Genomic DNA, 21,214 nt, shown 5'->3' with positions numbered 1-21,214 from the left:
ATGTTTACCGGCATCATCCGCGGCGTGGGACGCATCGCGGAACAGGAAGTGCGCGACGGCGACGTTCGGCTGCATATCGATACCCGCGGCGTGGACCTGGGCACGATCGGACTGGGCGACAGTATTGCCGTGGACGGTGTCTGTCTTACCGCGACCGGTTTCTCGGCGGGCGGATTCACGGCGGACGTGTCGCGTGAAACCCTGGCCCTGACCACGCTCGGGGATCGAGCGGTCGGCGCGCGGGTCAATCTGGAACCCGCGTTGCGGGCCGGGGACCCGCTGGGCGGGCATCTGGTGTCCGGCCATGTCGATGGCATGGGGGCACTGCTGGATCGGCAGGCCGATGCCCGCTCCTGGCGGGTATGGTATCGGGCGCCGGCGGATCTGACCCGCTATCTGGCGCGCAAGGGCTCGATCACCGTCGACGGGGTAAGCCTGACCGTTAATGGTATCGACGGCGACGTATTCGACGTGAATCTGGTGCCCCACACGGTGGATTGCACGAATCTGGGCGACCGCGCGCCGGGCGACCGGGTGAATCTGGAAATCGACCAGGTGGCGCGCTATCTGGAACGCTTGCTCGAGGTCAGGGGATAGGAGACCGCACATGGCGCTTTCGCCGATCGAAGACATCATCAAGGACATGCAGGCCGGCCGCATGGTCATCCTGCTCGACGACGAGGATCGCGAGAACGAAGGGGACCTGATTCTGGCCGCCGAATGCGTGCGCCCGGAGGACATCAACTTCATGGCCCGCTACGGACGCGGGCTGATCTGCCTGACGCTCACCCGCCAGCGCTGCCAGCAGCTCAATCTGCCGCTGATGGTGGCCACCGGGGACGAACCCGGCCGTACCAACTTCACGCTGTCCATCGAAGCCACCGAGGGCGTGACCACCGGCATCTCCGCCCACGACCGTGCGCAGACCGTGCGCGCTGCGGTCAAGGCCGATGCGCGGCCGGCCGACCTGGTGCAGCCGGGCCACATCTTCCCGCTGATGGCCCAGCCGGGCGGCGTGCTCGCGCGGGCCGGCCACACCGAGGCGGGTTGTGACCTTGCGCGTCTGGCGGGCATGGAACCGGCGTCGGTGATCGTGGAAATCCTCAACGAAGACGGCAGCATGGCGCGCCTGCCGGACCTGGAGCAGTTCGCGGCCACCCACGACATCAAGCTGGGCACCATCGCCGACCTGATCCGCTACCGCATCGCCAACGAGCGCACGGTGGCCCGCGTCACCGAAACCGAGGTCGACACCGAGTTCGGCCCCTTCCGGCTTTTCTCCTACGAGGACGAGGTCGACAAGGTGGTGCATCTTGCCCTGGTCAAGGGCGATATCGACCCCGATGAGGCCACCCTGGTTCGGGTGCATGTGCGCAATACGCTGGCCGATGTCCTGGGTGTTCGCCACCCAGAATTCGGCTGGCCCCTGCGCGATGCCCTGGCGCGGATCGCCGACGCCGGCAGCGGCGTGGTGGTGATATTGCGCAAGCCGGAAACGCCGCGCGAGCTGATCTCGCGCATCCGCGTGCTCGAGGGCGAGGCCGAGCAGATTGACGATACCCTCGATAACGGCGACGGCGAAGACAGCCGGGTGCTGCGCACCTACGGCATCGGCGCGCAGATTCTCACCGATCTGGGGGTTCGGCGGATGCGGGTGCTGTCTGCCCCCATGCGGATGCACGCGATTTCCGGTTTCGGTCTGGAAGTCGTGGAATACGTCCACGACTGACAATCACGGCGTGACATAATCGCGCCTGTCACCTTTCGTCCGGACACAGTCATGCAAACCATCGAAGCCGAATTCGATGCCAGCGGCGCGCGCTTTGCGGTCGTGGCTACCCGCTGGAACGACGCCATCGTGGATCTGCTGGTGGACGGCGCGCTCGAGGTGTTGCGTGATGCCGGCGTCGATGACGCCGACATCACGCTGATTCGCGTGCCGGGCGCCTTCGAGTTGCCGCTGGTCTGCGACCGGCTTGCCGATTCCGGTGATTACGACGCCGTCATCGCCCTGGGCGCCGTCATCCGCGGCGAAACCCCGCATTTCGATTTCGTCGCCGGTGAATGCGCCCGCGGCCTGGCCGCGGTGGCGGTGGAAAACAGCATTCCGGTGACCTTCGGCGTGATCACGGCAGACACCATGGAGCAGGCCGAGGACCGATCGCGTCCGGGCGAGGACAACAACAAGGGCATCGAGGCCGCCAGCGCCGCGGTCGAAATGGTCGGCATCCTGCGCCAGATCGATGAGTGATTCCGCGCCGGCCACGTCCGAGGAGCCGGCCGCGCCGCGTCGCGGCAGCCGTCGCGTGGCCCGCCGCGCGGCGTTGCAGGCTGTCTACCAGTGGCTGGTTTCTGCCACCGAAAGCGGCGATCTGTTCCGGCAGTTCCAGTCCGCGGGGCATCTCAAGGGCGCGGACGGCGACTATTTCCGCGCACTGGTGAGTGGCGTCATGGCCGACCCGGACGGCCTGGAAGCACTGATCGCACCGTATCTCGACCGTCAGCCCGAGCATCTCGATCCGGTCGAACGCAGCCTGTTGCTGTTGGCGGTGTTCGAACTGCGCCAGCGGCTGGAAGTGCCCTACCGCGTGGTGATCAACGAGGCACTGGAGCTGGCCAAGCAGTTCGGCGCCGAGGCGGGCCACCGTTACGTCAACGGCGTGCTGGACCGCTGTGCGCGCGAGCTGCGGCCGGCGGAGGCAGCCGCCCGCGGTTGAACCACACGGGGCGGTCGGAACCCGCATGAGCGAATTCGATCTGATCCGGCGTCTGACCGCCGGCGCGAGAACCCGGCGCGACGATGTGGTGGTCGGCCCCGGCGACGACGGGGCCGTGATGGCAGTGCCGCCCGGCCACGAGCTGGTGCTGACCACCGACGCGCTGGTCAGCGGCCGGCACTTTCCCGCTGATACGCCGCCGGCCGATATCGGCTGGAAGTCGCTGGCCGTCAATCTGAGCGATCTGGCCGCGATGGGGGCCGAACCGGCCTGGATCACGGTGGCCCTGGTGCTGCCCGAGCATGATCTCGACTGGCTGACCGGTTTCATGGCGGGTTTCGCGCCGCTTCTGGAGGCCAGCGGTGCGGCGCTGGTGGGCGGAGATCTGACCCGCGGCCCGCTGACCGTGAGCATCCAGGCGGCCGGACTGGTCCCGGCCGGGCGCGCCCTGCGCCGTGACGGGGCCCGGCCCGGCGATCGGATTGCGGTGACCGGGACGCTGGGGGACGCGGCCGCGGGCCTGGCCGACTGGCTGGCGGCCCGTCATCCGGTGGATGAACACGACCGGTTTCTGCGGGACCGGCTGACCCGGCCCGCACCCCGGCTGACAGCGGGCCGATGGCTGCGCGATCGGGCCAGTGCCGCCGTGGACGTGTCGGACGGGCTGGCCGCTGATCTCACCCACTTGCTCGCCGCCAGTGGGGTGGGCGGCTGGATCGATCCGGCGGCCCTGCCGGCATCCGCGGCCCTTCGGCACCGGCTGGCGGACGCCGACCGTGCCGCGGCCCAGTTGAGCGGCGGCGATGATTACGAACTCTGCGTATGTCTGCCGGCGGCCGTGGCTGACGTGGCGATGACGGAATGTCCGGATGGGCTGACCGTGGTTGGCCGCGTCGAGGCCGAGGCCGGCCTGCGCCTGGCCGGGCCGGATGGCTCGATGCAGGCCTGGCAGGGAACCGGCTACGACCACTTCCCGACCGGCGGCTGAGGTCGCTTCATGCTGTTCCAGCTGGCGTTGTTCGCCATTGCGCTGCTGGCCAACACCTTCTCGGCCCTGGCCGGGGGTGGCGCCGGGTTGATCCAGTTTCCGGCGCTGATCTTCCTCGGCCTGCCGTTTCCGGTGGCACTGGCTACCCACAAGATTGCTTCCGTGGCGCTGGGTCTGGGCGCCACGCTGCGTCACGGACGGGACAACCGCCTGACTCCGGGTTTCGCCGCCTTCATGCTGGTCTTCGGGGTGCCCGGGGTATTGCTGGGCTCGCGGCTGGCAGTTGTCATGCCGCAGCGGGCCGGTGAGATCGGTCTGGGTCTGCTGACGCTGGGTCTGGGTTTCTATTCATTGTTGTCACCCGGTCTCGGTCAGCATTTCCGGCCCCGGCACCGCGGGCGCGCGGGCATGCTGGTCGGCGGGCTTGGCCTGTTCCTGATCGGCGTGGTCAACGGTGGACTGGCCTCGGGCACCGGGCTGTTCGTGACACTGCTGCTGGTGCGCTGGTTCGGCTTCGACTACCAGCGGGCGGTGGCCTACACGCTGGTGATGGTCGGGTTGTTCTGGAACGCGGTCGGGGCGCTGGCGCTGGGCTGGATGACTGAAGTGCAGTGGCACTGGCTGCCCGCGTTACTGGCCGGCAGCCTGCTGGGGGGTTATCTCGGTGCGCATCTGGCGATCGACCGCGGCAACCGGCTGGTCAAGCGGGCGTATGAAATTGTCACCATTGCGGTCGGCGTGAGCCTGCTAGTCTTCTAGCCAGCGTTAAGCAAACAGGTTGGGCAGCGAGAGGTTCGCCATGCGCCACACCGGACGGGAACACGCGGCCGCGCCCACCGCGCGGCCAGACGCGGTGCAGCCGGGCGGGTTCGTCGTGGTCGGGCCGGCGTCCGGCTCTTACGCGACTGCCTGCCCCAGCTTCGACACCGCGGCGGTGATGGCGATGCTGGCCGACCTGGACTGGCTGCAGGCGCGCCCCAGCCCTGCGCATCGGGCCGCGTACGTCCGCCGCCTGAAGCACGCGCGGCGCTGGTTCGGTGGTCGGGTTGCCGCCTGGCTGCGAGCGGGCATGCCCAGTTCGCATGCGTTACCCGACGCCCCGGGGCTGGCGGATATCGAGCCGCGCATTCTTGCCCGCAACGGGCCGGCTATCGAGACCTATCTGGCCGACGGGCCGGATGGCGTGCCGAACCCGCTGTACGACCGCCTGACCGCGCGTTTTGCGCTGGCCTCCGAAGGCGTCCGGCTCGCGCCCGCCACGGTGCGTTCGGCGCTGGAACCGCTGCATCGGTCGCTGGCCTGGCGGTTGCTGGTGCGCGAATTCGGCTGCCACCGCGTGGAACGGGCCATGCGCCCGGTCGCCGGGCTGGAAATCCGTGCCGCGGCCGATGGCCTGGCCCGCTATGCCGGCCTGTATCGCGGGTTCGATCGGCGCTGGCTGATCATGGGTCGGGATGACCGGACGCGGGCGAAATGGTCCCGCCTGTGCCGGCGTGCGGTGTTGCTGCCCGGCGTCGGTGTCAGCGACAGCCTGCAGGCGGCGCGCAATCTGCTACGGCGGGCGGATATCCCCCACGGCCTGGATACCGGTGAACAGAGCCGGCAGCTACGGCTGGTGCTGTTGCACTTGGCCCAGTGGGTACTGGTGACCGAACGCGGAAACTATCCGTTGTCGCAGGCCGGCTGATAGCCCAACCGGCAGGCCGTGGCCTCGGCCGCGCCGGCCTGCTCGGTTTCGCCCAGGGCGGCCAGACTGCGGCCCAGCAAGTGCCACCCGCGGCCATAGTCCGGCCGGGTGCGGGTCAGGGCCTGCAGCGGCGTGATGGCCTGTTGGTGTTCGCCCTGATTCGCCCGGGCAACGCCCAGCCATTCCAGCGCGCCCGGGTGATCCGGGTTGATGCCCAGGGACCGCTGGAGCTCGTCGGCGGCTTCCTGCATGCGGCCGCTGCGGGCCAGGGCCACGCCGCGCCCGTAGTAGCCCTCGGACTGGTCGGGGGCCATGGCGATGGCCTTGTCGAATGCCACGATGGCCTGCTCGAAACGGGTCTGTTCCAGCAGTTGCCGGCCCTGCTGGACGCGGGCTGCCGCCGCGTAGCGTTCGTAGCCGGTGGCACCGGCCTCGACCAGCATGTCGGCCAGCCGGTAACGCTGTTCATGCAGCGCCAGCCGTAGCGGTGTCCAGCCCTCGATGCTCACGTTCGGATCGGCCCCGTGTTGCAGCAACAGCCGCGCGGCAGGGCGAGCATTGGCGACCACCGCCTGGTACAGCGGCGTGCGCCCGCGGTCGCTCGGATGATCGATTGCCGCACCCTGATCGAGAAGATAGGCCACCAGCGGCGTATGGCCGCTGCGCGCGGCCATGTGCAGGGGCGTGTGACCCTTGTCGTCCGGCAGATCGATCTCGGCGCCGAACGCCACCAGCAAGCGGGCGATCTGGGTGTTGTCATGCCAGGCCTGCCAGGCGGCCTGCCACAGCGGCGTCTGCTGCCACTGATTGCGGGCGTCGGGATCGGCACCCGCCCGCAGTAACCGTCGCAGCACGGCGGCATGCTGATGTTCGGCGGCCTCGTGCAGCGGGGTAAAACCACGGACGTTGTCGGTTGGTGTCAGTGCCGCGTTGTGCGCGAGCAGATTGTCCAAGGCCTCGATCTGGCCCCGCCGGGCCGCCAATGCCAGTGGCGTCAGGCCCTGGGCGGTGCGTTCGTCGATATCGCTGCCATAAGCCAGCATCTCGTCGATCACGCCGGTGGCGCCGCGCGCCGCGGCGTGATGCAGGCAGCTCCAGCCCTTGAAGGCCGGGTCGCCGGCGTGCAGTCCCTGCTGCAGCAGGCAGAGCGTATCCATTCGCGGCGCGGCGGCCAGCGCGCTGAGGCCGCTGACCACCAGGCAGGTCAGCAGGAACAACAACCGGCGATGTGATCGTCGCTTGGTCATGACGCTCATTATATCGGCACGAGCAGTCCGGACCCCAGCCGCGGATGAGGCGGACCGGGGCGGGCGTATACACTACGCGTCTTTGAACCTGCCGAAGCCGCGCACGATGATGCGAATCCACAACAGCCTGAGCGGCCACAAGGAACCGCTGGAAACGCTGGAACCGGGCCATGTCCGCATGTACGTGTGCGGCATGACGGTTTACGACTTTTGCCATCTCGGGCATGCCCGGGCGATGGTGGTGTTCGACATGGTGGCCCGCTATCTGCGCGCCACGGGCTGGCGGGTGACGATGGTGCGAAACGTCACCGACATCGACGACAAGATCATCAAGCGGGCCGCCGAAACCGGCACCGACCCCGACAGCATCGCCCGGACCTACACGGACGCGATGCATGAGGACACGGACGCCCTGGGTCTGGCGCCGCCGGATGCGGAACCCAGGGCCACGGCCCACATCGGCGAGATCATCGCGATGATCGAGCGGCTGGTGACCGGCGGTTATGGCTATGCTCCCGGTAACGGCGACGTGTATTTCGCCGTCAGCCGATTCGAGGCCTACGGGCGCCTGTCCGGCAAGCGGCTGGCGGATCTGCGGGCCGGGGAACGGGTGGCGGTGGACGAGGCCAAGGACGATCCGCTGGATTTCGTGCTCTGGAAGGCGGCCAAGCCGGGGGAACCGGCCTGGGATTCTCCCTGGGGCCGCGGGCGGCCGGGCTGGCACATCGAGTGCTCCGCCATGTCCACCCACTGCCTGGGCGACACCTTCGATATCCATGGCGGCGGCATGGACCTGAAATTCCCGCACCACGAGAACGAAATCGCCCAGAGCGAGGCAGCGACCGGGCATCCCTTCGTGCGCTACTGGATGCACAACGGCTTCGTCACCATCGATGACGAGAAGATGGCCAAGTCGCTGGGTAACTTCCTGACCATTCGCGACGTGCTGGCCGTGCACCGCGCAGAGACGGTGCGCTACTTCATCCTCAACAGCCACTATCGCAGCCCGCTTGCCTATTCGGGGCCGCAGCTCGACGCGGCGGCGTCCGCGCTGTCGCGGCTGTATCAGGCGCTGCGCGGTCACGCCCCGGCGGCGCCGGCGACGGATACCGATTTCGAGACGCGCTTCCACGCGGCGATGGCCGATGATTTCAACACGCCGGGCGCCATCGCGGTGCTCTTCGACCTGGCCCGCGAGATCAATCGGCTGGCTGACGCCGAGCCTGCTCGGGCCGCGTCGCTGGCAGGTCTTATGGTGGAACTGGGCGACACTATCGGTCTGCTACAGACCGACCCGGCGGCGTTCTTCCAGGATGATGCCGGCCAGGGACCGGACGCCGCCGACATTGAGCAGGCCATCGTCCGCCGGCGGGAGGCCCGTGAACAGCGGGATTTTGCCGAGGCTGATCGCATTCGCGACGAACTCGCGGCGGCGGGGGTCACGCTGGAGGATGGTCCGGAAGGCACGACATGGCGGCGAAGTAGCTGATTGTTTTTTCGTCTTCCCGGGTTACGCCGAAATTGACCGCTTCCGGCCGCGGGATTATGATTCGCGGCCGCAAGGCGGCGGGTCCGAAGCCGGGTTGTGGCGGAAGACGGATAAGCCGGTTTAGAGTGTGTCCGGCGTCCGGGGTATAGCGCAGCCTGGTAGCGCGTCTGCTTTGGGGCGGCTCGCACCGCGAGACGCGCCGAGGGCAGGAAGCCCGAGGCCGGGTTTCCTGGTGAGGCAGGAGCCGAACCTGGAAACAGACTGCTCGCAACGCAGACGCGAGGTCGTGGCATTAGACGGATAAGCCGGTTTAGAGTGTGTCCGGCGTCCGGGGTATAGCGCAGCCTGGTAGCGCGTCTGCTTTGGGAGCAGAAGGTCACAGGTTCGAATCCTGTTACCCCGACCATCGGATCGAGCCGGTTGCTGTGGTTCCAGCAGACCCGGGTCAGGCAGACATGGCGCGGTGTTTGGCGGTGTTCCCGGTGCGGGTTCGGCTTCAGGCCCCGGTAGCTCAGTGGATAGAGCAAGAGCCTTCTAAGCTCTGGGTCGGGGGTTCGATTCCCTCCCGGGGCGCCATCGAAGGAAGTGTGTCGTCAATGGTGGGCGTAGCTCAGTTGGTAGAGCCCCGGATTGTGATTCCGGTCGTCGTGGGTTCGAGTCCCATCGTCCACCCCATATCAAGGGTCGGGCCGCGGTAGCGGCCCGTTCTCCGTCCTCTCGCCCATCGCGAGAGACCGAGAGAGGGGTGCCGCATTCCGGTCGGCCTCCGCGACGAACAGCAAGCCGTCCGGTGGCGCTGCTGAAGCCACTTCCGGCCGGCAGGCATCCGGCGCAGCCTGGCCCGGCAAGCATGGACGTGCTTCCCGGCGCCGGTCGAGATACAATGCCGCGCTGAAAAACAGCCGGGCCGTTAGCTCAATTGGTAGAGCAGTAGACTCTTAATCTATTGGTTGAAGGTTCGAGTCCTTCACGGCCCACCATTTTTACGTCCCCGCCCGCGTCGGTCGGCCGCCCCGGCCGGGGCATTCCGGAATGCCATTTTCGTCACGCCCAGGCCGTGCAGATTGCGCGGCCGTGGTCAGCGGCAGACGTGCCCGGTGGCGAATCCGGCAGGGTACAAGCGCAACGAGGTCATTCATGGAAGTCAGTGTCGAGAGTGCCGAGGGATTGCAGCGCCGCATCCGGGTGCAGATTCCCTCGGACCGGGTCGAGCAGGCCGTGGACGAGAAGGTCCGACGCGTGGGGCAGCATGCCAAGGTGCCGGGCTTCCGGCCGGGCAAGATCCCGCTCAAGTTCCTCCACCAGCGCTACGGCGAAAGCGCCCGCCACGAGGTCACCAGCGAGATCATCCAGTCGGCCTATCCCGAGGCCCTGGCGCAGGTCGATCTCAAGCCGGCCGGGCAGCCGCGCGTGGAACTGGCCGACCAGGCCGAAGGCCAGGGCCTGACCTTCACTGCCGAATTCGATGTCTACCCCGAGATCGAGCTTCAGGGACTGGACAAGCTGTCGGTGACTCGCCCGACGGTGGAGATCAGCGACGCCGACATCGACAAGACCATCGAGCAGGTGCGCGATCAGCACAAGACGTTCGAGCCGGTCGAACGGGAATCCCTGGACGGCGATCAGGTAACCGTGGATTACGTGGGCCGCATCGATGGCGAGACCTTCGAGGGCGGTTCCGGCGAGGACATCGAGGTCACGCTCGGCGAAGGCCGCTTCCTGCCGGATCTGGAGCGTGCCCTGGTGGGGCGCAAGGCCGGCGAGACCTTCGAAGTGCCGGTCAGCTTCCCCGAGGATTACGGCGCCGAGGACCTGGCCGGCAAGACCGCCGAGTTTTCGGTGGAACTCAAACAGGTCACCGAACCGCGCCGGCCCGAACTGGATGACGAATTCCTGGCCAAGCTGGGGATCGAGGAGGGCGGCGAAGCGGCCCTGCGCGAGAAGGTGCGCGAGTCGCTGCGCCAGCAGGCCGATGACGCCATCGCCAAGAGCGTCAAGACTCAGGTCATGAACGGTCTGCTCGAGGCCAATCCGATCGACGTGCCGGGCTCGATGGTCAGCGAGGAAATGGAACGAATGCGCCAGGAGGCGGTCTCCCGGATGCCCCCGCAGATGCAGGAGAATCCGGAGCAGCTGCGGGAGATGATTCCCGACGACATGCTGAGTGACGACGCCAAGCGCCGGGTGTCCCTGGGGTTGCTGCTGGCGGAAGTGATCAAGGTCAAGGAACTCGAGCTCGACAATACCCGGGTCGATGCCAAGCTCGAAGAGATTGCGGCGCAGTACGGTGAAGCCGAGCAGGTCAAGCAGTACTATCGTTCGCAGCCGCAGATGATGCAGGGTATCCAGGCCATGGTCATGGAGGAGCAGGTGGTGGACGACCTGATCCAGCAGGCCACGGTCGCCGAGGAGGCGAGCAGCCTAGACGCCCTGATGAACCCCGACAACGCCGGCGGCGCCGGCGCCTAACGCAACGCTGGAGTTAATGCATGAGTCACGACGGCGACGATATGCGCACCCGCGATCTCGGTCTGGTGCCGATGGTGGTCGAGCAGACCGCCCGCGGCGAACGTGCCTTCGACATCTACTCGCGCCTGCTCAAGGAGCGGGTGGTGTTCGTGGTCGGCGGCATCGACGACCATATGGCCAACCTGATCGTGGCGCAGCTGCTGTTCCTGGAATCGGATAACCCGGACAAGGACATCCAGCTCTACATCAACTCGCCGGGCGGCGTGGTTACTGCCGGCATGTCGATCTACGACACCATGCAGTTCATCCAGCCGGACGTGTCCACCATGTGTCTCGGCCAGGCCGCCAGCATGGGCGCGGTGCTGCTCGCCGCCGGGGCCGAGGGCAAGCGTTACTGCCTGCCGCATTCGCGGGTGATGATCCACCAGCCGCTGGGTGGTTTTCAGGGTCAGGCGACGGATATCGAGATTCACGCCAAGGAAATCCTGCGGGCCCGCGAGTCGCTTAACCAGATTCTGTCGCACCACACCGGTCAGCCAATCGACAAGATCGCCAGCGACACCGAGCGGGACCGATTCATGAGCGGGGAGGAATCCCGCGAATACGGGCTGGTGGACCGGGTGATGTCCTCGCGTGCCGCGATGGCCGGCGGAGACGATAAATAACGCCGGATCCACGCCGTTACGCCCGGGTGGACCACGAACGGCCGTATCTGTGTTGTAGTATCGGGGTAACGTTTTCGAGAGGCGCATCATGACTGACGACGCACGCGGCAATGACAACCAGGGGCGCACCCTCTACTGCTCGTTCTGTGGCAAGAGCGAGCATGAAGTCCGCAAGCTCATCGCCGGTCCCTCCGTATTCATCTGCGATGAATGCGTGGAGCTGTGCAACGACATCATGCGCGAGGAGCTCGCCGCCAAGCCGGCGCGCAAGGGTCTTCCCACCCCGCAGGAAATCAATGCCGTTCTCGACGAGTACGTCATCGGCCAGGAGCCGGCCAAGAAGGTGCTGGCGGTGGCGGTCTACAACCACTACAAGCGCCTCAATGCGGCGGCCGCGGAGGATGGCGTCGAGCTGCAGAAATCCAACATTCTGCTGATCGGGCCCACCGGCTGCGGCAAGACGCTGCTGGCCGAAACCCTGGCCCGGTTGCTGGATGTGCCCTTCACCATTGCCGATGCCACCACGCTCACCGAAGCGGGTTACGTCGGCGAGGATGTGGAAAACATCATCCAGAAGCTGCTGCAGAAGTGTGACTACGACGTCGACAAGGCCCAGCGCGGCATCGTCTACATCGACGAGATCGACAAGATTTCGCGCAAGTCGGAAAATCCCTCCATCACCCGCGATGTATCGGGCGAGGGTGTGCAGCAGGCACTGCTAAAGCTGATCGAGGGTACCACCGCGTCGGTGCCGCCCCAGGGTGGGCGCAAGCATCCGCAGCAGGAGTTCCTGCAGGTGGATACCGGCGGCATGCTGTTCATCTGTGGCGGCGCGTTCGCCGGCCTGGAAAAGGTGATTGCCAACCGCGCGGGCCGTTCCGGCATCGGGTTCTCCGCCGCGGTCAAGAGCGTTGATCAGGTCGAGGAAATCGGCAAGGTGCTGCGCGGGGTCGAGCCCGAGGACCTGGTCAAGTACGGCCTGATTCCCGAGTTCGTCGGCCGGCTGCCGGTGGTGGCCACGCTGGACGAGCTCGACGAGGCGGCGCTGGTATCGATCCTGCGCGACCCGAAGAATGCGCTGGTCAAGCAGTACGGCAAGCTGTTCGACATGGAGGACTGCGAGCTCGAAATCCGCGAGGATGCGCTGCGCGCGATCGCCACCAAGGCGATGGAGCGCAAGACCGGCGCGCGCGGCCTGCGTACCATCCTGGAAGGCATCCTGCTGGACGTGATGTACGACCTGCCGTCGATGGAGAACGTGGCCAAGATCGTGGTGGACGAGGCCGTGGTGAAGGGCGATGCCCAGCCCTACATCGTCTACGAAAACGCCGCGCCCGCCCGCGCCGCAGCCGATACGACCCGCCCGAGCGCTTGAAAAGGCGGCCGCCCGGCCGCAGCTTCAAGGCAAGGTTTTTGACGGCGGCTGCCGATATCCCTCGGTAGTCGCCCCCGTACTCGAGGCTGCATCATGGCCGATTCTTCTTCCCGCACCCCGGTTCTGCCCCTGCGCGATGTGGTGGTTTTCCCCCACATGGCGATTCCGCTGTTCGTGGGACGTGAAAAGTCCATCAGCGCGCTGGAAGCCGCGATGGCCGATGACAAGCGCATTCTGCTGGTGGCCCAGAAGGCCGCGGACGTGGACGACCCGGGCGCGGACGACATCTACCGCGTCGGCACCCTGGCCAGCATCCTGCAGTTGCTGAAGCTGCCGGACGGCACCGTGAAGGTGCTGGTCGAGGGCGGAGAGCGGGCCCGCGTCGCGGATCTTGGCGAAGAGGACGGCTACATGGTGGCGGACTATGTGGCCCTGAGCGATGCCGACGATCGTGAGGACGACGCCCAGCTCGACGCGCTGATGCGCTCGACGCTTTCCACCTTCGAGGGCTACGTCAAGCTCAACAAGAAGGTGCCGGCGGAACTGCTGCCGTCGCTGTCGAGCATGGACTCGGCCGGGCGTCTGGCCGACACCATTGCCGCCCATCTCAATCTGAAGCTGGATGAAAAGCAGGATGTGCTGGAAATCGACGACGCCGGCGCGCGTCTCGAGCACGTGCTGGCCAAGGTCGAGGCCGAAATCGAGGTGCTGCAGATCGAAAAGCGCATCCGCGGCCGTGTCAAACAGCAGATGGAGAAGAGCCAGCGCGAGTACTATCTCAACGAACAGATGAAGGCCATCCAGAAGGAACTGGGTGACCTGGACGATGCCCCCAACGATCTTGATGAGCTCGAGGAAAAAATCGAGAAGGCGGGCATGCCCAAGGAGGTCAAGAAGAAGGCGACCACCGAGTTCAATAAGCTCAAGAGCATGTCGCCGATGTCGGCCGAGGCCACGGTGGTGCGCAACTACCTGGACTGGATCGTCGATGTGCCCTGGAAGAAGCGCACCAAGACCCGCATCAAGCTGGACGAGGCGCAGGACATTCTCGACGAGGATCACTACGGACTGGAGCGCGTCAAGGAGCGTATCGTCGAGAACCTTGCCGTGCAGAGCCGGGTGCGCAAGATCAAGGGACCGATTCTGTGTTTCGTCGGCCCCCCCGGCGTGGGCAAGACCTCGCTGGGCCGCTCGATTGCGCGCGCAGTCAACCGCAAGTTCGTGCGCATGAGCCTGGGCGGCGTCCGGGACGAGGCCGAAATTCGCGGTCACCGGCGCACCTACATCGGATCGCTGCCGGGCAAGATCGTGCAGAACATGGCCAAGGTGGGGGTCAAGAACCCGCTGTTCCTGCTCGACGAGATCGACAAGATGGCCATGGATTTCCGTGGCGATCCCGCTTCGGCGTTGCTCGAGGTGCTCGATCCGGAGCAGAACAATACCTTCAATGACCATTACCTGGAGGTCGAGTACGACCTGTCCGAGGTGATGTTCATCTGCACCGCGAATACCCTCAACATCCCGCCGGCCCTGCTGGACCGGATGGAAGTAATCCGCCTGTCGGGCTATACCGAGGACGAGAAGGTCAACATCGCCACCAAGTACCTGGTGCCCAAGAAGATCGAGGAGTCTGGTCTCAGGGACGGGGAACTGCAGGTATCGGAGAACGCGCTGCGGGAAATCGTCCGGCGCTACACCCGCGAGGCCGGCGTGCGAAATCTCGAGCGGGATATCGCCAAGATTTGCCGCAAGGTGGTCAAGGAGCTGATCAGCGAACCCAAGCGCAAGCAGGTCCGGGTCACGCAGCGCAACCTGGACCGCTACCTGGGCGTGCCCAAGTACCGCTACGGGCGGGCCGAGGAAACCGATCGCGTGGGCCAAGTGACCGGCCTGGCCTGGACCGAGGTCGGCGGCGAACTACTGACCATCGAATCAGCCGTGGTGCCGGGCAAGGGCAAGCCCCTGCTGACCGGCAGCCTGGGCGACGTGATGCAGGAATCCATTCAGGCGGCCCTCACCGTTGTGCGCCGCCGCGCGGCCAAGCTCGGCATCGAACAGGATTTCATGACCAAATCGGACCTGCATGTGCACGTCCCCGAAGGCGCAACCCCCAAGGACGGCCCGTCTGCCGGCGTCGGAATGTGCACCTCACTGGTGTCCGCGCTGACGGAAATTCCCGTGCGTGCCGAGGTTGCGATGACCGGCGAAATCACCCTGCGCGGCGACGTGCTGCCGATCGGCGGGCTCAAGGAGAAGCTCTTGGCCGCGCATCGTGGCGGTATTCAGGTGGTCGTGATCCCGGAGGAAAACGTCAAGGATCTCGCGGAGATACCGGCGAATATCAAGAACAAGCTGGATATACGCGCAGTCCGCCGGATCGACGAAGTGCTGGAGATCGCGCTCAGCCGCATGCCCGAGCCATTGCCGGAGCCGGATCTGGCCGCGGATGGCAAGTCCGCCGGCGACGCCGGGGAGATCCGGGCGCACTAGAGCTTCGTGGCCGGCTTGTCAAGCCGGGCCATCTGCCGGAAATGCCCGTCAGACGGGCGGTTGACCGGCTTGAGACGGCCTTGGTATAAAACGGTGTCGCTGGCGCTTAAACCTGCTTCGAAGCGGTGAAGCCAGCGGAGCCGTTTTTATGGTCTCGCCGGGTGTGCGGATTTGCCGAATCGGCATTTCAAGATTTCCGGGGGGTGGACATTCTCGTTTTCCGACTTCCGACCGACAGGGGATGACAAGCATGAATAAATCAGAACTCACCGATGCCGTCGCCGCCGACGCGGACCTTTCCAAGGCAGACGCCGCCAAGGCTGTCGACGCCACCATCGATGCGATTACCGACGCGCTCAAGAAGGGAGACAAGGTTTCCCTGGTCGGGTTTGGCGTGTTCTCCGTACGTACCCGTGCCGCCCGTCAGGGCCGCAATCCAAAGACCGGGCAGAGCATCAACATCCCGGCCGGCAAGACGCCCGGTTTCAAGGCTGGCAAGGCGCTCAAGGATGCCGTAAACTAGCGCACCTCGCGGGTGCTCAACGCCATATGAGCGGTACCCACGGGTGCTTAGCTCAGCTGGTAGAGCGTCGCCCTTACAAGGCGAATGTCGGCGGTTCGAACCCGTCAGCACCCACCATTTCGCGGAGCGGTAGTTCAGTTGGTTAGAATACCGGCCTGTCACGCCGGGGGTCGCGGGTTCGAGTCCCGTCCGCTCCGCCATCCTGACATCAGTTGACGGGCGCCTCTGCCAGGGTGCGCCCGATCCGAAAGGGCGCTTCACCACGGGGCGCCCTTTTTCGTTTGACGCCACCCCAGCAGGGGGCGTTTCCAGGAATGTGAACCGTTATGCTGCAACGTATTCGTGATAAATCCAGCGGCCCGGTCGCCTATGCCATCGTCGGTCTGATTGCGCTGGTATTCAGTGTCTGGGGGGTAGGGTCCTACTTCACCCAGTCGGCCAATCCCGCGGTGGCAACGGTCGGAGGCACCGACATCACCAAGTACGAGCTGCAACGGGCCTACGACCAGCGCTACCAGCGCCTGCAGCAGCTGATGGGCGAGAACTTCGATCACAACGTGATCGAACCCAAGCGCTTCCGGCGTACGGTCCTGGAGAATCTGATCCAGCAGGAACTGCTGGTGCAGTACGCCCAGGACAACCGGATTCGGGTCACCGATCAGGGTCTGCTACAGGCGCTGCGCGGGGATGAGCGCTTTCAGGTGGATGGCAATTTCTCCCCGGACCGTTATCGCGCGCTGCTGTCGCAGGCCGGCATCAGCGCGGCCGCGTTCGAGGCCGGGCTGCGTAACGATCTGCAGTCCAGCCAGTTGCGCGAGGCGGTACTGGCCACCGGTTTCGTGACCGATCCGCTGGTGCAGCAGGCCCACCGGCTGAGCAATCAGGAGCGCGAGCTGTCCTATCTGTCGTTCTCACCGGACGCGTTTCGCGACGAGGTCAGCATCGGGGAGGGTGAGGTCGAGGCCTACTACCGTGATCACCCGGATGCCTTCATGCGCGATCAGCGGGTGAAACTGGCCTACGTGTCGCTGGATCGCAGCGAGCTCGAGGTGGCCGAGGCCCCGGACGACGAGTTCCTGCGCACGCTCTATGAGCAGGAGAAGGAAGCCCGCTTCAAATCGCCGGAGCGTCGCAAGGCACGGCACATCCTGATTCGCGAGGATGGCGACACCGATGCCGAAGCCGCGCGTGCCGAAATCCAGGCACTGGCCGACCAGCTGGAACAGGGCGACGTCGATTTCGCGGATCTCGCCAGTGAGCATTCGGATGATCAGGGCACGGCCGAGGACGGGGGCAGCCTCGACTGGGTGACCCGCGGCTCGATGGTGGCCCCGTTCGAGAAGGCACTGTTCGACCTCGAACCCGGATCGATCTCCAATCCGGTCAAGACCGAGTTCGGCTGGCATCTGATCAAGCTGGAAGAGGTTGACCCGGCCGAGGTCAAGCCGTTCGACGACGCCGAGGTTCAAGACGAACTGTTGTCGCTCTACCGCTCGCAGGAGCGTCAGGAACGTTTCAAGCAGTTGAGCGAGGAGCTGGACGCACTGGCGTTCGAGGCCCCGCAGTCGCTGGATACCATTGCCAAAGAACTGGATCTGGAGATCCAGACGACTGGCTGGGTGACGCCGGACGGCGGAACCGGGCTGGGCGGCAACGAGGCGGTGGTAGAGGCCGCCTTCTCCGATGCGGTACTCAAGGACGGTCTGAACAGTACGCCCATTTCGCTGTCCGGCGACCGTCTGGTGGTGGTGCGGGTTGCCGAGAACGAGCCGGCAGCACGGCTGCCGCTGGCCGAAGTACGCGACCAGATTCGCGAACGAATCCGTGACGAGGCCGCGGCCAGGCTGACGGCGGAACGCGCACAGGAGGTGCTGGATCAGCTGGAAAGCGGTGACAGCAGTCTGGAGGATCTGGCCGAACAGTCCCCCGGGGACCTGGTGACGCCCGGCTGGATCGCGCGCGATGGCGGGAGTTCCGTCAGCGGCGCGATCCGGGAAGCGGCCTTCAGCTTGCCGCAACCGGCTGACGGCGAGGTCTCTCGCCAGCTGGTTTCACTCGCCAACGGAAGTCAAGCGGTAGTGTTGGTCAGTGGCGTCCGCGTGCCGGACAACCTCGACGAGTCCACCCGCGGAACGCTGGTCAGCCGCATCGAAGGGCGCCTGGCCGGTCTCGAGTATGCCGTGATGCGCCGAGCGATCCGGGCGGACTACGACGTGGAAATCTACGAAAACCGCCTGAACTGATGACCTCCGGGCAGGTCGGTACCGCACTGATCGGCCTGGCACTGCTGCTGCTGGCCGGCAAGCTGGTGCGCCTGCACTGGCGGGCCGGCCAGAACCTGTTTCTGCCGGCCTCCATCCTCGGCGGCGCGATCGGCCTGGCGCTCGGCCCGGATATTCTCGGCGGGATCGCGGGCGTGATTTTCGGTGGTGATCACACCCTTGCCGACGGCCTGATTCCGGCCGACGTGCTGGGAGTCTGGTCGAGCCTCCCGGGACTGATGATCAATGTGGTGTTTGCCACGCTCCTGCTCGGCGTGCCGCTGCCGCGCTGGCGACGGGTGTGGCATCTGGCCGGCCCGCAGCTGGCCTTCGGGCTGAGTCTGGCCTCCGGGCAGTACGTACTGGGGATTCTGCTGGCGGTCGCCGTGCTGGTGCCGGTATTCGGTCTGCCGGTGATGGCGGGCGCCCTGATCGAGATCGGCTTCGAAGGCGGTCATGGCACCGCGGCCGGCCTGCAGCCGGTGTTTGCGGAACTGGGATTCAGCGACGGCGCGGATCTCGCGGTCGGCATGGCCACGGTGGGCGTGGTCGGGGGCATGGCGCTGGGCATTATCCTGGTGAACTGGGGCATCCGGCGCGGTCACACCGAGGTACACGATGCCTCGGTCGCGGCCATGCCGCTGGCGCAACGCCGCGGGCTGGTCGACGCGCACGAGCGGCCGCGGTACGCCGGCGAAATGACAGTGCGCCCGGAATCCATCGAACCCCTGACCCTGCACGCCGGTCTGGCCGGCCTGGCTATCCTGATCGGCTACGGGCTGCTGTCACTTCTGCGCTGGATCGAGGCCATCACCTGGGGCGGCCCGGACGGCGTGGCACTGCTTGGCGCGGTGCCGCTGTTCCCGCTGGCGATGATCGGGGGCGTACTGGTCCAGATCGGGCTCAATCGCGCCGGTTATGGTGACCTGCTGGATCGCGGCACTACCCTGAGGCTACAGGGGCTGGCGCTGGATGTGCTGATTGCCGCGGCCATTGCCAGTCTCTCGCTGAGCGTGATTGCCGCCAATCTGGGGCCGTTCCTGCTGCTGGCCGGGGTGGGGCTGGCCTGGAACGTCGGCATGTTCCTCTGGGTGGCGCCGCGCATGATCCCGCGTTACTGGTTCGAACGGGGCATCGGCGACCTGGGGCAGTCCATGGGCGTGACCGCCACCGGGCTGATCCTGATGAAGATCGCCGATCCCGACGGGCGTTCACCAGCCTACGAGGCCTTCGGTTACAAGCAACTGGTATTCGAACCCTTCTTCGGCGGTGGCCTGATCACCGGGCTGGCCTTGCCCGCGATCTACCATTTCGGGCCCTGGCCGCTGTTCGCGGTCATGGTGGTCCTGCTGGCGGCCAGCCTGGTGCTGGGCATCGGATACTTCGGGCGGCGCAACTCGGACTGAGCAGCACGATGCTGTACTGGATCACGATGCTGCTGCTCTGTCAGTGGCTGGGCGAGCTGGCTGCCACCGCGTCGGGGCTGCCGGTGCCCGGGCCGGTGATCGGCATGATCCTGCTGCTGGCGTTTCTGTTGTGGCGAGGCGAGGAGCCACCGGATCTGGCCCGGGTTGCCGACGGGTTGCTGGATCATCTGGCACTGCTGTTCGTGCCGGCCGGCGTCGGGGTAGTGGCTCACCTCGCGCTGCTGCGGGCGCAATGGCCGCCCATTGCCGCCGCACTACTGGTGAGTACCGTGGCCACCGTGCTGGTCACCGGCTGGGTCATGCAGCGCCTGATGCGCAAGCGTGACTGACGCCATGGATCTGCAATCCCTCTGGGTTTACCTCGCCGCGCGTCCGCTCAGCGCGCTGTTGTTCACGCTGCTGGCCTATCAGGCGGGGCTGTGGCTGTACCAGCGCAGCGGCCGCCGGACCTGGTGCAATCCGGTGCTGATTGCGGTGCTGCTGCTTGGCGGTTTGCTCAAGCTCAGCGATACCGATTACCGGACCTATTTCGAGGGCGCCCAGTTCGTGCATTTCCTGCTGGGGCCGGCAACCGTCGCGCTGGCCGTGCCCATCTATCGCCAGTGGCGGGCGGTGCGGCAGTCGATCGGGGCCATCGCCATGGCGTTGAGCTGCGGGTCGGCCACGGCCATCGCCAGCGCGCTGATGGTGGGCTGGGCCGCGGGCGCCACGCCGGCAGTGCTGGCCTCGCTGGCCCCCAAGTCCGTGACCACGCCGATTGCCATGAGTCTGGCCGAATATGGCGGGGGCCTGGTATCGCTGACTGCCGTGCTGGTGATCGTGACCGGCATTCTGGGGGCGATGATCGGGCCGCCGTTGCTGGATCTGATCCGCGTGCGCGACCCCCATGCCCGGGGTCTGGCCCTGGGGGCGGCCGCTCACGGCATCGGTACAGCAAGGGCGGTACAGGAATCGGCGGCGGCAGCGGCCTTCGCCGGTCTGGCGATCGGCCTCAACGGGCTGGCGACGGCCCTGTTGCTGCCCTGGGTCTACGCGCTGTTCTTCTAGGCAACCAGTAGCCTGGCCGGGGGTATCATTCGGCGTCTTCGTGCGCCGGATTCATGCCCATGATGTGATAGCCGGCGTCGACGTAGACTACTTCCCCGGTTATCCCCGACGCCAGGTCGGAACACAGAAACGCCGCGGTGTTGCCGACTTCCTCGGTGGTGACGTTGCGCCCCAGCGGACTGTTGCCGGCCGCGTGGCCCAGCATGGTGCGGAAACCGCTGATGCCGGCGGCCGCCAGGGTCTTGATCGGGCCGGCGGAAATGGCGTTGGCGCGGATGCCGCGATGGCCCAGGTCGGCGGCGATGAAGCGCATGTTGGCCTCGAGGCTGGCCTTGGCCGGGCCCATCACGTTGTACCCGGGTACCGCACGTTCGGCGCCCAGATAGGTCAGGGTCAGCAGCGCGGCCTGGTCGCTGAGCAGCGGGCGGGCAGCCCGGGCCAGGGCCGCGAAGCTGTAGGCGCTGATGTCGTGGGCGATTGATGACGCCTCGCGGGTGACGCTGTCCAGATAGCTGCCGGACAGGGCCTCGCGCGGTGCAAAACCGATGGCGTGCACCAGAATGTCGAGCTGGCCCCAGCGCTGCTCGATGGCGGCCACGGTGTTGTCGATATCGTCGTCACTAGATACATCCAGTGGCACCACGAAATCGCTGTCCAGCTCGGCGGCCAGTTTCTCCACGCGGGGGCCGAGTTTCTCGCCCTGATAGGAAAAACCCAGGGTCGCGCCTTCACGATGCATGGCGCGCGCAATGCCCCAGGCGATGGAGCGGTTGCTGGCCACCCCGGTGATGAATGCCTTCTTGCCGTCGAGAAATCCCATAATTCCTTC

General features: G+C 66.2%; 19 protein-coding genes and 6 tRNA genes. 23 read left to right on the top strand and 2 right to left on the bottom strand.

From position 1 onward, the window contains the following. The 7 genes from RM531_RS09815 to RM531_RS09785 are packed head-to-tail and all read left to right on the top strand — an operon-like array spanning nucleotide 1 to nucleotide 5,392. A complete protein-coding gene (locus RM531_RS09815; RefSeq protein ID WP_311658966.1) occupies nucleotides 1-597 on the top strand; it encodes a riboflavin synthase in 597 nt (198 codons plus the stop codon). A 10-nt stretch (nucleotides 598-607) separates the two neighbouring features. Continuing rightward, the gene (gene ribBA / locus RM531_RS09810; RefSeq protein WP_311658964.1) at nucleotides 608-1,729 is read left to right on the top strand and encodes a bifunctional 3,4-dihydroxy-2-butanone-4-phosphate synthase/GTP cyclohydrolase II; all 1,122 of its coding nucleotides are present in this window, start codon (nucleotides 608-610) and stop codon (nucleotides 1,727-1,729) included. Between the two features lie 51 nt (nucleotides 1,730-1,780). Continuing rightward, nucleotides 1,781-2,251, top strand: a complete 471-nt coding sequence (gene ribH, locus RM531_RS09805; RefSeq protein ID WP_311658963.1) for a 6,7-dimethyl-8-ribityllumazine synthase — start codon at nucleotides 1,781-1,783, stop codon at nucleotides 2,249-2,251. Continuing rightward, entirely contained in the window at nucleotides 2,244-2,717 is a 474-nt protein-coding gene (gene nusB, locus RM531_RS09800; protein WP_311658962.1) for a transcription antitermination factor NusB, read from the top strand. The genes ribH and nusB overlap by 8 nt, the downstream gene beginning before the upstream one ends. A 25-nt stretch (nucleotides 2,718-2,742) precedes the next feature. After that, nucleotides 2,743-3,705 carry a thiamine-phosphate kinase gene (thiL, locus tag RM531_RS09795; RefSeq protein WP_311658960.1) on the top strand — a complete coding sequence of 321 codons (963 nt, stop codon included), beginning with the start codon at nucleotides 2,743-2,745 and terminating at the stop codon, nucleotides 3,703-3,705. Between the two features lie 9 nt (nucleotides 3,706-3,714). After that, nucleotides 3,715-4,464, top strand: coding sequence for a sulfite exporter TauE/SafE family protein (locus tag RM531_RS09790; protein WP_311658958.1), 750 nt, complete (start codon nucleotides 3,715-3,717; stop codon nucleotides 4,462-4,464). A gap of 40 nt (nucleotides 4,465-4,504) precedes the next feature. Continuing rightward, nucleotides 4,505-5,392 (top strand): hypothetical protein, encoded by an 888-nt coding sequence (locus RM531_RS09785; protein ID WP_311658956.1) that lies wholly within the window; start codon nucleotides 4,505-4,507, stop codon nucleotides 5,390-5,392. On the opposite strand, the gene RM531_RS09780 is transcribed toward RM531_RS09785, so the two are convergent. Further along, nucleotides 5,368-6,639 carry an ankyrin repeat domain-containing protein gene (locus tag RM531_RS09780; protein WP_311658954.1) on the bottom strand — a complete coding sequence of 424 codons (1,272 nt, stop codon included), beginning with the start codon at nucleotides 6,637-6,639 and terminating at the stop codon, nucleotides 5,368-5,370. The two genes, RM531_RS09785 and RM531_RS09780, sit on opposite strands and share 25 nt — an antisense overlap. A gap of 106 nt (nucleotides 6,640-6,745) precedes the next feature. Between RM531_RS09780 and cysS the strand changes: the two genes are divergently transcribed. The 16 genes from cysS to RM531_RS09700 all read left to right on the top strand — a co-directional run bounded on the left by cysS (nucleotide 6,746) and on the right by RM531_RS09700 (nucleotide 20,385). Continuing rightward, nucleotides 6,746-8,128 carry a cysteine--tRNA ligase gene (cysS, locus tag RM531_RS09775; protein ID WP_311658953.1) on the top strand — a complete coding sequence of 461 codons (1,383 nt, stop codon included), beginning with the start codon at nucleotides 6,746-6,748 and terminating at the stop codon, nucleotides 8,126-8,128. A 329-nt stretch (nucleotides 8,129-8,457) separates the two neighbouring features. Next, nucleotides 8,458-8,534: transfer RNA gene (locus RM531_RS09770), tRNA-Pro, on the top strand. Nucleotides 8,535-8,628: 94 nt separating this feature from the next. Continuing rightward, nucleotides 8,629-8,704: transfer RNA gene (locus RM531_RS09765), tRNA-Arg, on the top strand. 23 nt (nucleotides 8,705-8,727) lie between these two features. After that, a tRNA-His gene (locus tag RM531_RS09760) sits at nucleotides 8,728-8,803 on the top strand. A gap of 229 nt (nucleotides 8,804-9,032) precedes the next feature. Further along, nucleotides 9,033-9,108, top strand: a tRNA-Lys gene (locus RM531_RS09755). Between the two features lie 157 nt (nucleotides 9,109-9,265). Beyond that, nucleotides 9,266-10,597 carry a trigger factor gene (gene tig, locus RM531_RS09750; RefSeq protein ID WP_311658951.1) on the top strand — a complete coding sequence of 444 codons (1,332 nt, stop codon included), beginning with the start codon at nucleotides 9,266-9,268 and terminating at the stop codon, nucleotides 10,595-10,597. Between the two features lie 20 nt (nucleotides 10,598-10,617). Further along, a complete protein-coding gene (gene clpP / locus RM531_RS09745; RefSeq protein WP_311658950.1) occupies nucleotides 10,618-11,262 on the top strand; it encodes an ATP-dependent Clp endopeptidase proteolytic subunit ClpP in 645 nt (214 codons plus the stop codon). Between the two features lie 88 nt (nucleotides 11,263-11,350). After that, on the top strand, nucleotides 11,351-12,637 hold the full coding sequence (gene clpX, locus RM531_RS09740; protein ID WP_311653000.1) for an ATP-dependent Clp protease ATP-binding subunit ClpX: 1,287 nt from the start codon (nucleotides 11,351-11,353) through the stop codon (nucleotides 12,635-12,637). Between the two features lie 93 nt (nucleotides 12,638-12,730). Then, entirely contained in the window at nucleotides 12,731-15,127 is a 2,397-nt protein-coding gene (gene lon / locus RM531_RS09735; protein WP_311658948.1) for an endopeptidase La, read from the top strand. Between the two features lie 250 nt (nucleotides 15,128-15,377). Next, complete coding sequence (locus tag RM531_RS09730; RefSeq protein ID WP_311653004.1) at nucleotides 15,378-15,650, top strand: HU family DNA-binding protein; 273 nt, start codon at nucleotides 15,378-15,380, stop codon at nucleotides 15,648-15,650. A gap of 41 nt (nucleotides 15,651-15,691) precedes the next feature. Continuing rightward, nucleotides 15,692-15,767, top strand: a tRNA-Val gene (locus RM531_RS09725). A 6-nt stretch (nucleotides 15,768-15,773) separates the two neighbouring features. Next, nucleotides 15,774-15,850: transfer RNA gene (locus RM531_RS09720), tRNA-Asp, on the top strand. Between the two features lie 126 nt (nucleotides 15,851-15,976). Further along, entirely contained in the window at nucleotides 15,977-17,893 is a 1,917-nt protein-coding gene (locus tag RM531_RS09715; RefSeq protein ID WP_311658946.1) for a SurA N-terminal domain-containing protein, read from the top strand. Further along, a complete protein-coding gene (locus RM531_RS09710) occupies nucleotides 17,893-19,317 on the top strand; it encodes a sodium/glutamate symporter (protein ID WP_311658944.1) in 1,425 nt (474 codons plus the stop codon). Before RM531_RS09715 ends, RM531_RS09710 begins: the two co-directional genes overlap by 1 nt. Before the next feature lie 8 nt (nucleotides 19,318-19,325). Continuing rightward, a complete protein-coding gene (locus RM531_RS09705) occupies nucleotides 19,326-19,667 on the top strand; it encodes a CidA/LrgA family protein (protein WP_311658942.1) in 342 nt (113 codons plus the stop codon). Nucleotides 19,668-19,671: 4 nt separating this feature from the next. Then, on the top strand, nucleotides 19,672-20,385 hold the full coding sequence (locus RM531_RS09700) for an LrgB family protein (protein ID WP_311658940.1): 714 nt from the start codon (nucleotides 19,672-19,674) through the stop codon (nucleotides 20,383-20,385). 25 nt (nucleotides 20,386-20,410) lie between these two features. Here RM531_RS09700 and RM531_RS09695 read toward each other — a convergent pair whose 3' ends face one another. After that, nucleotides 20,411-21,205 carry an enoyl-ACP reductase FabI gene (locus RM531_RS09695; RefSeq protein ID WP_311658938.1) on the bottom strand — a complete coding sequence of 265 codons (795 nt, stop codon included), beginning with the start codon at nucleotides 21,203-21,205 and terminating at the stop codon, nucleotides 20,411-20,413. Nucleotides 21,206-21,214 lie beyond the last annotated feature (9 nt).

This window comes from Spectribacter acetivorans (genome assembly GCF_031846305.1).
GTDB classification, from domain to species: Bacteria; Pseudomonadota; Gammaproteobacteria; order Nevskiales; family Salinisphaeraceae; genus Spectribacter; species Spectribacter acetivorans.
This window is presented reverse-complemented; position numbering and strand designations above follow the sequence as displayed.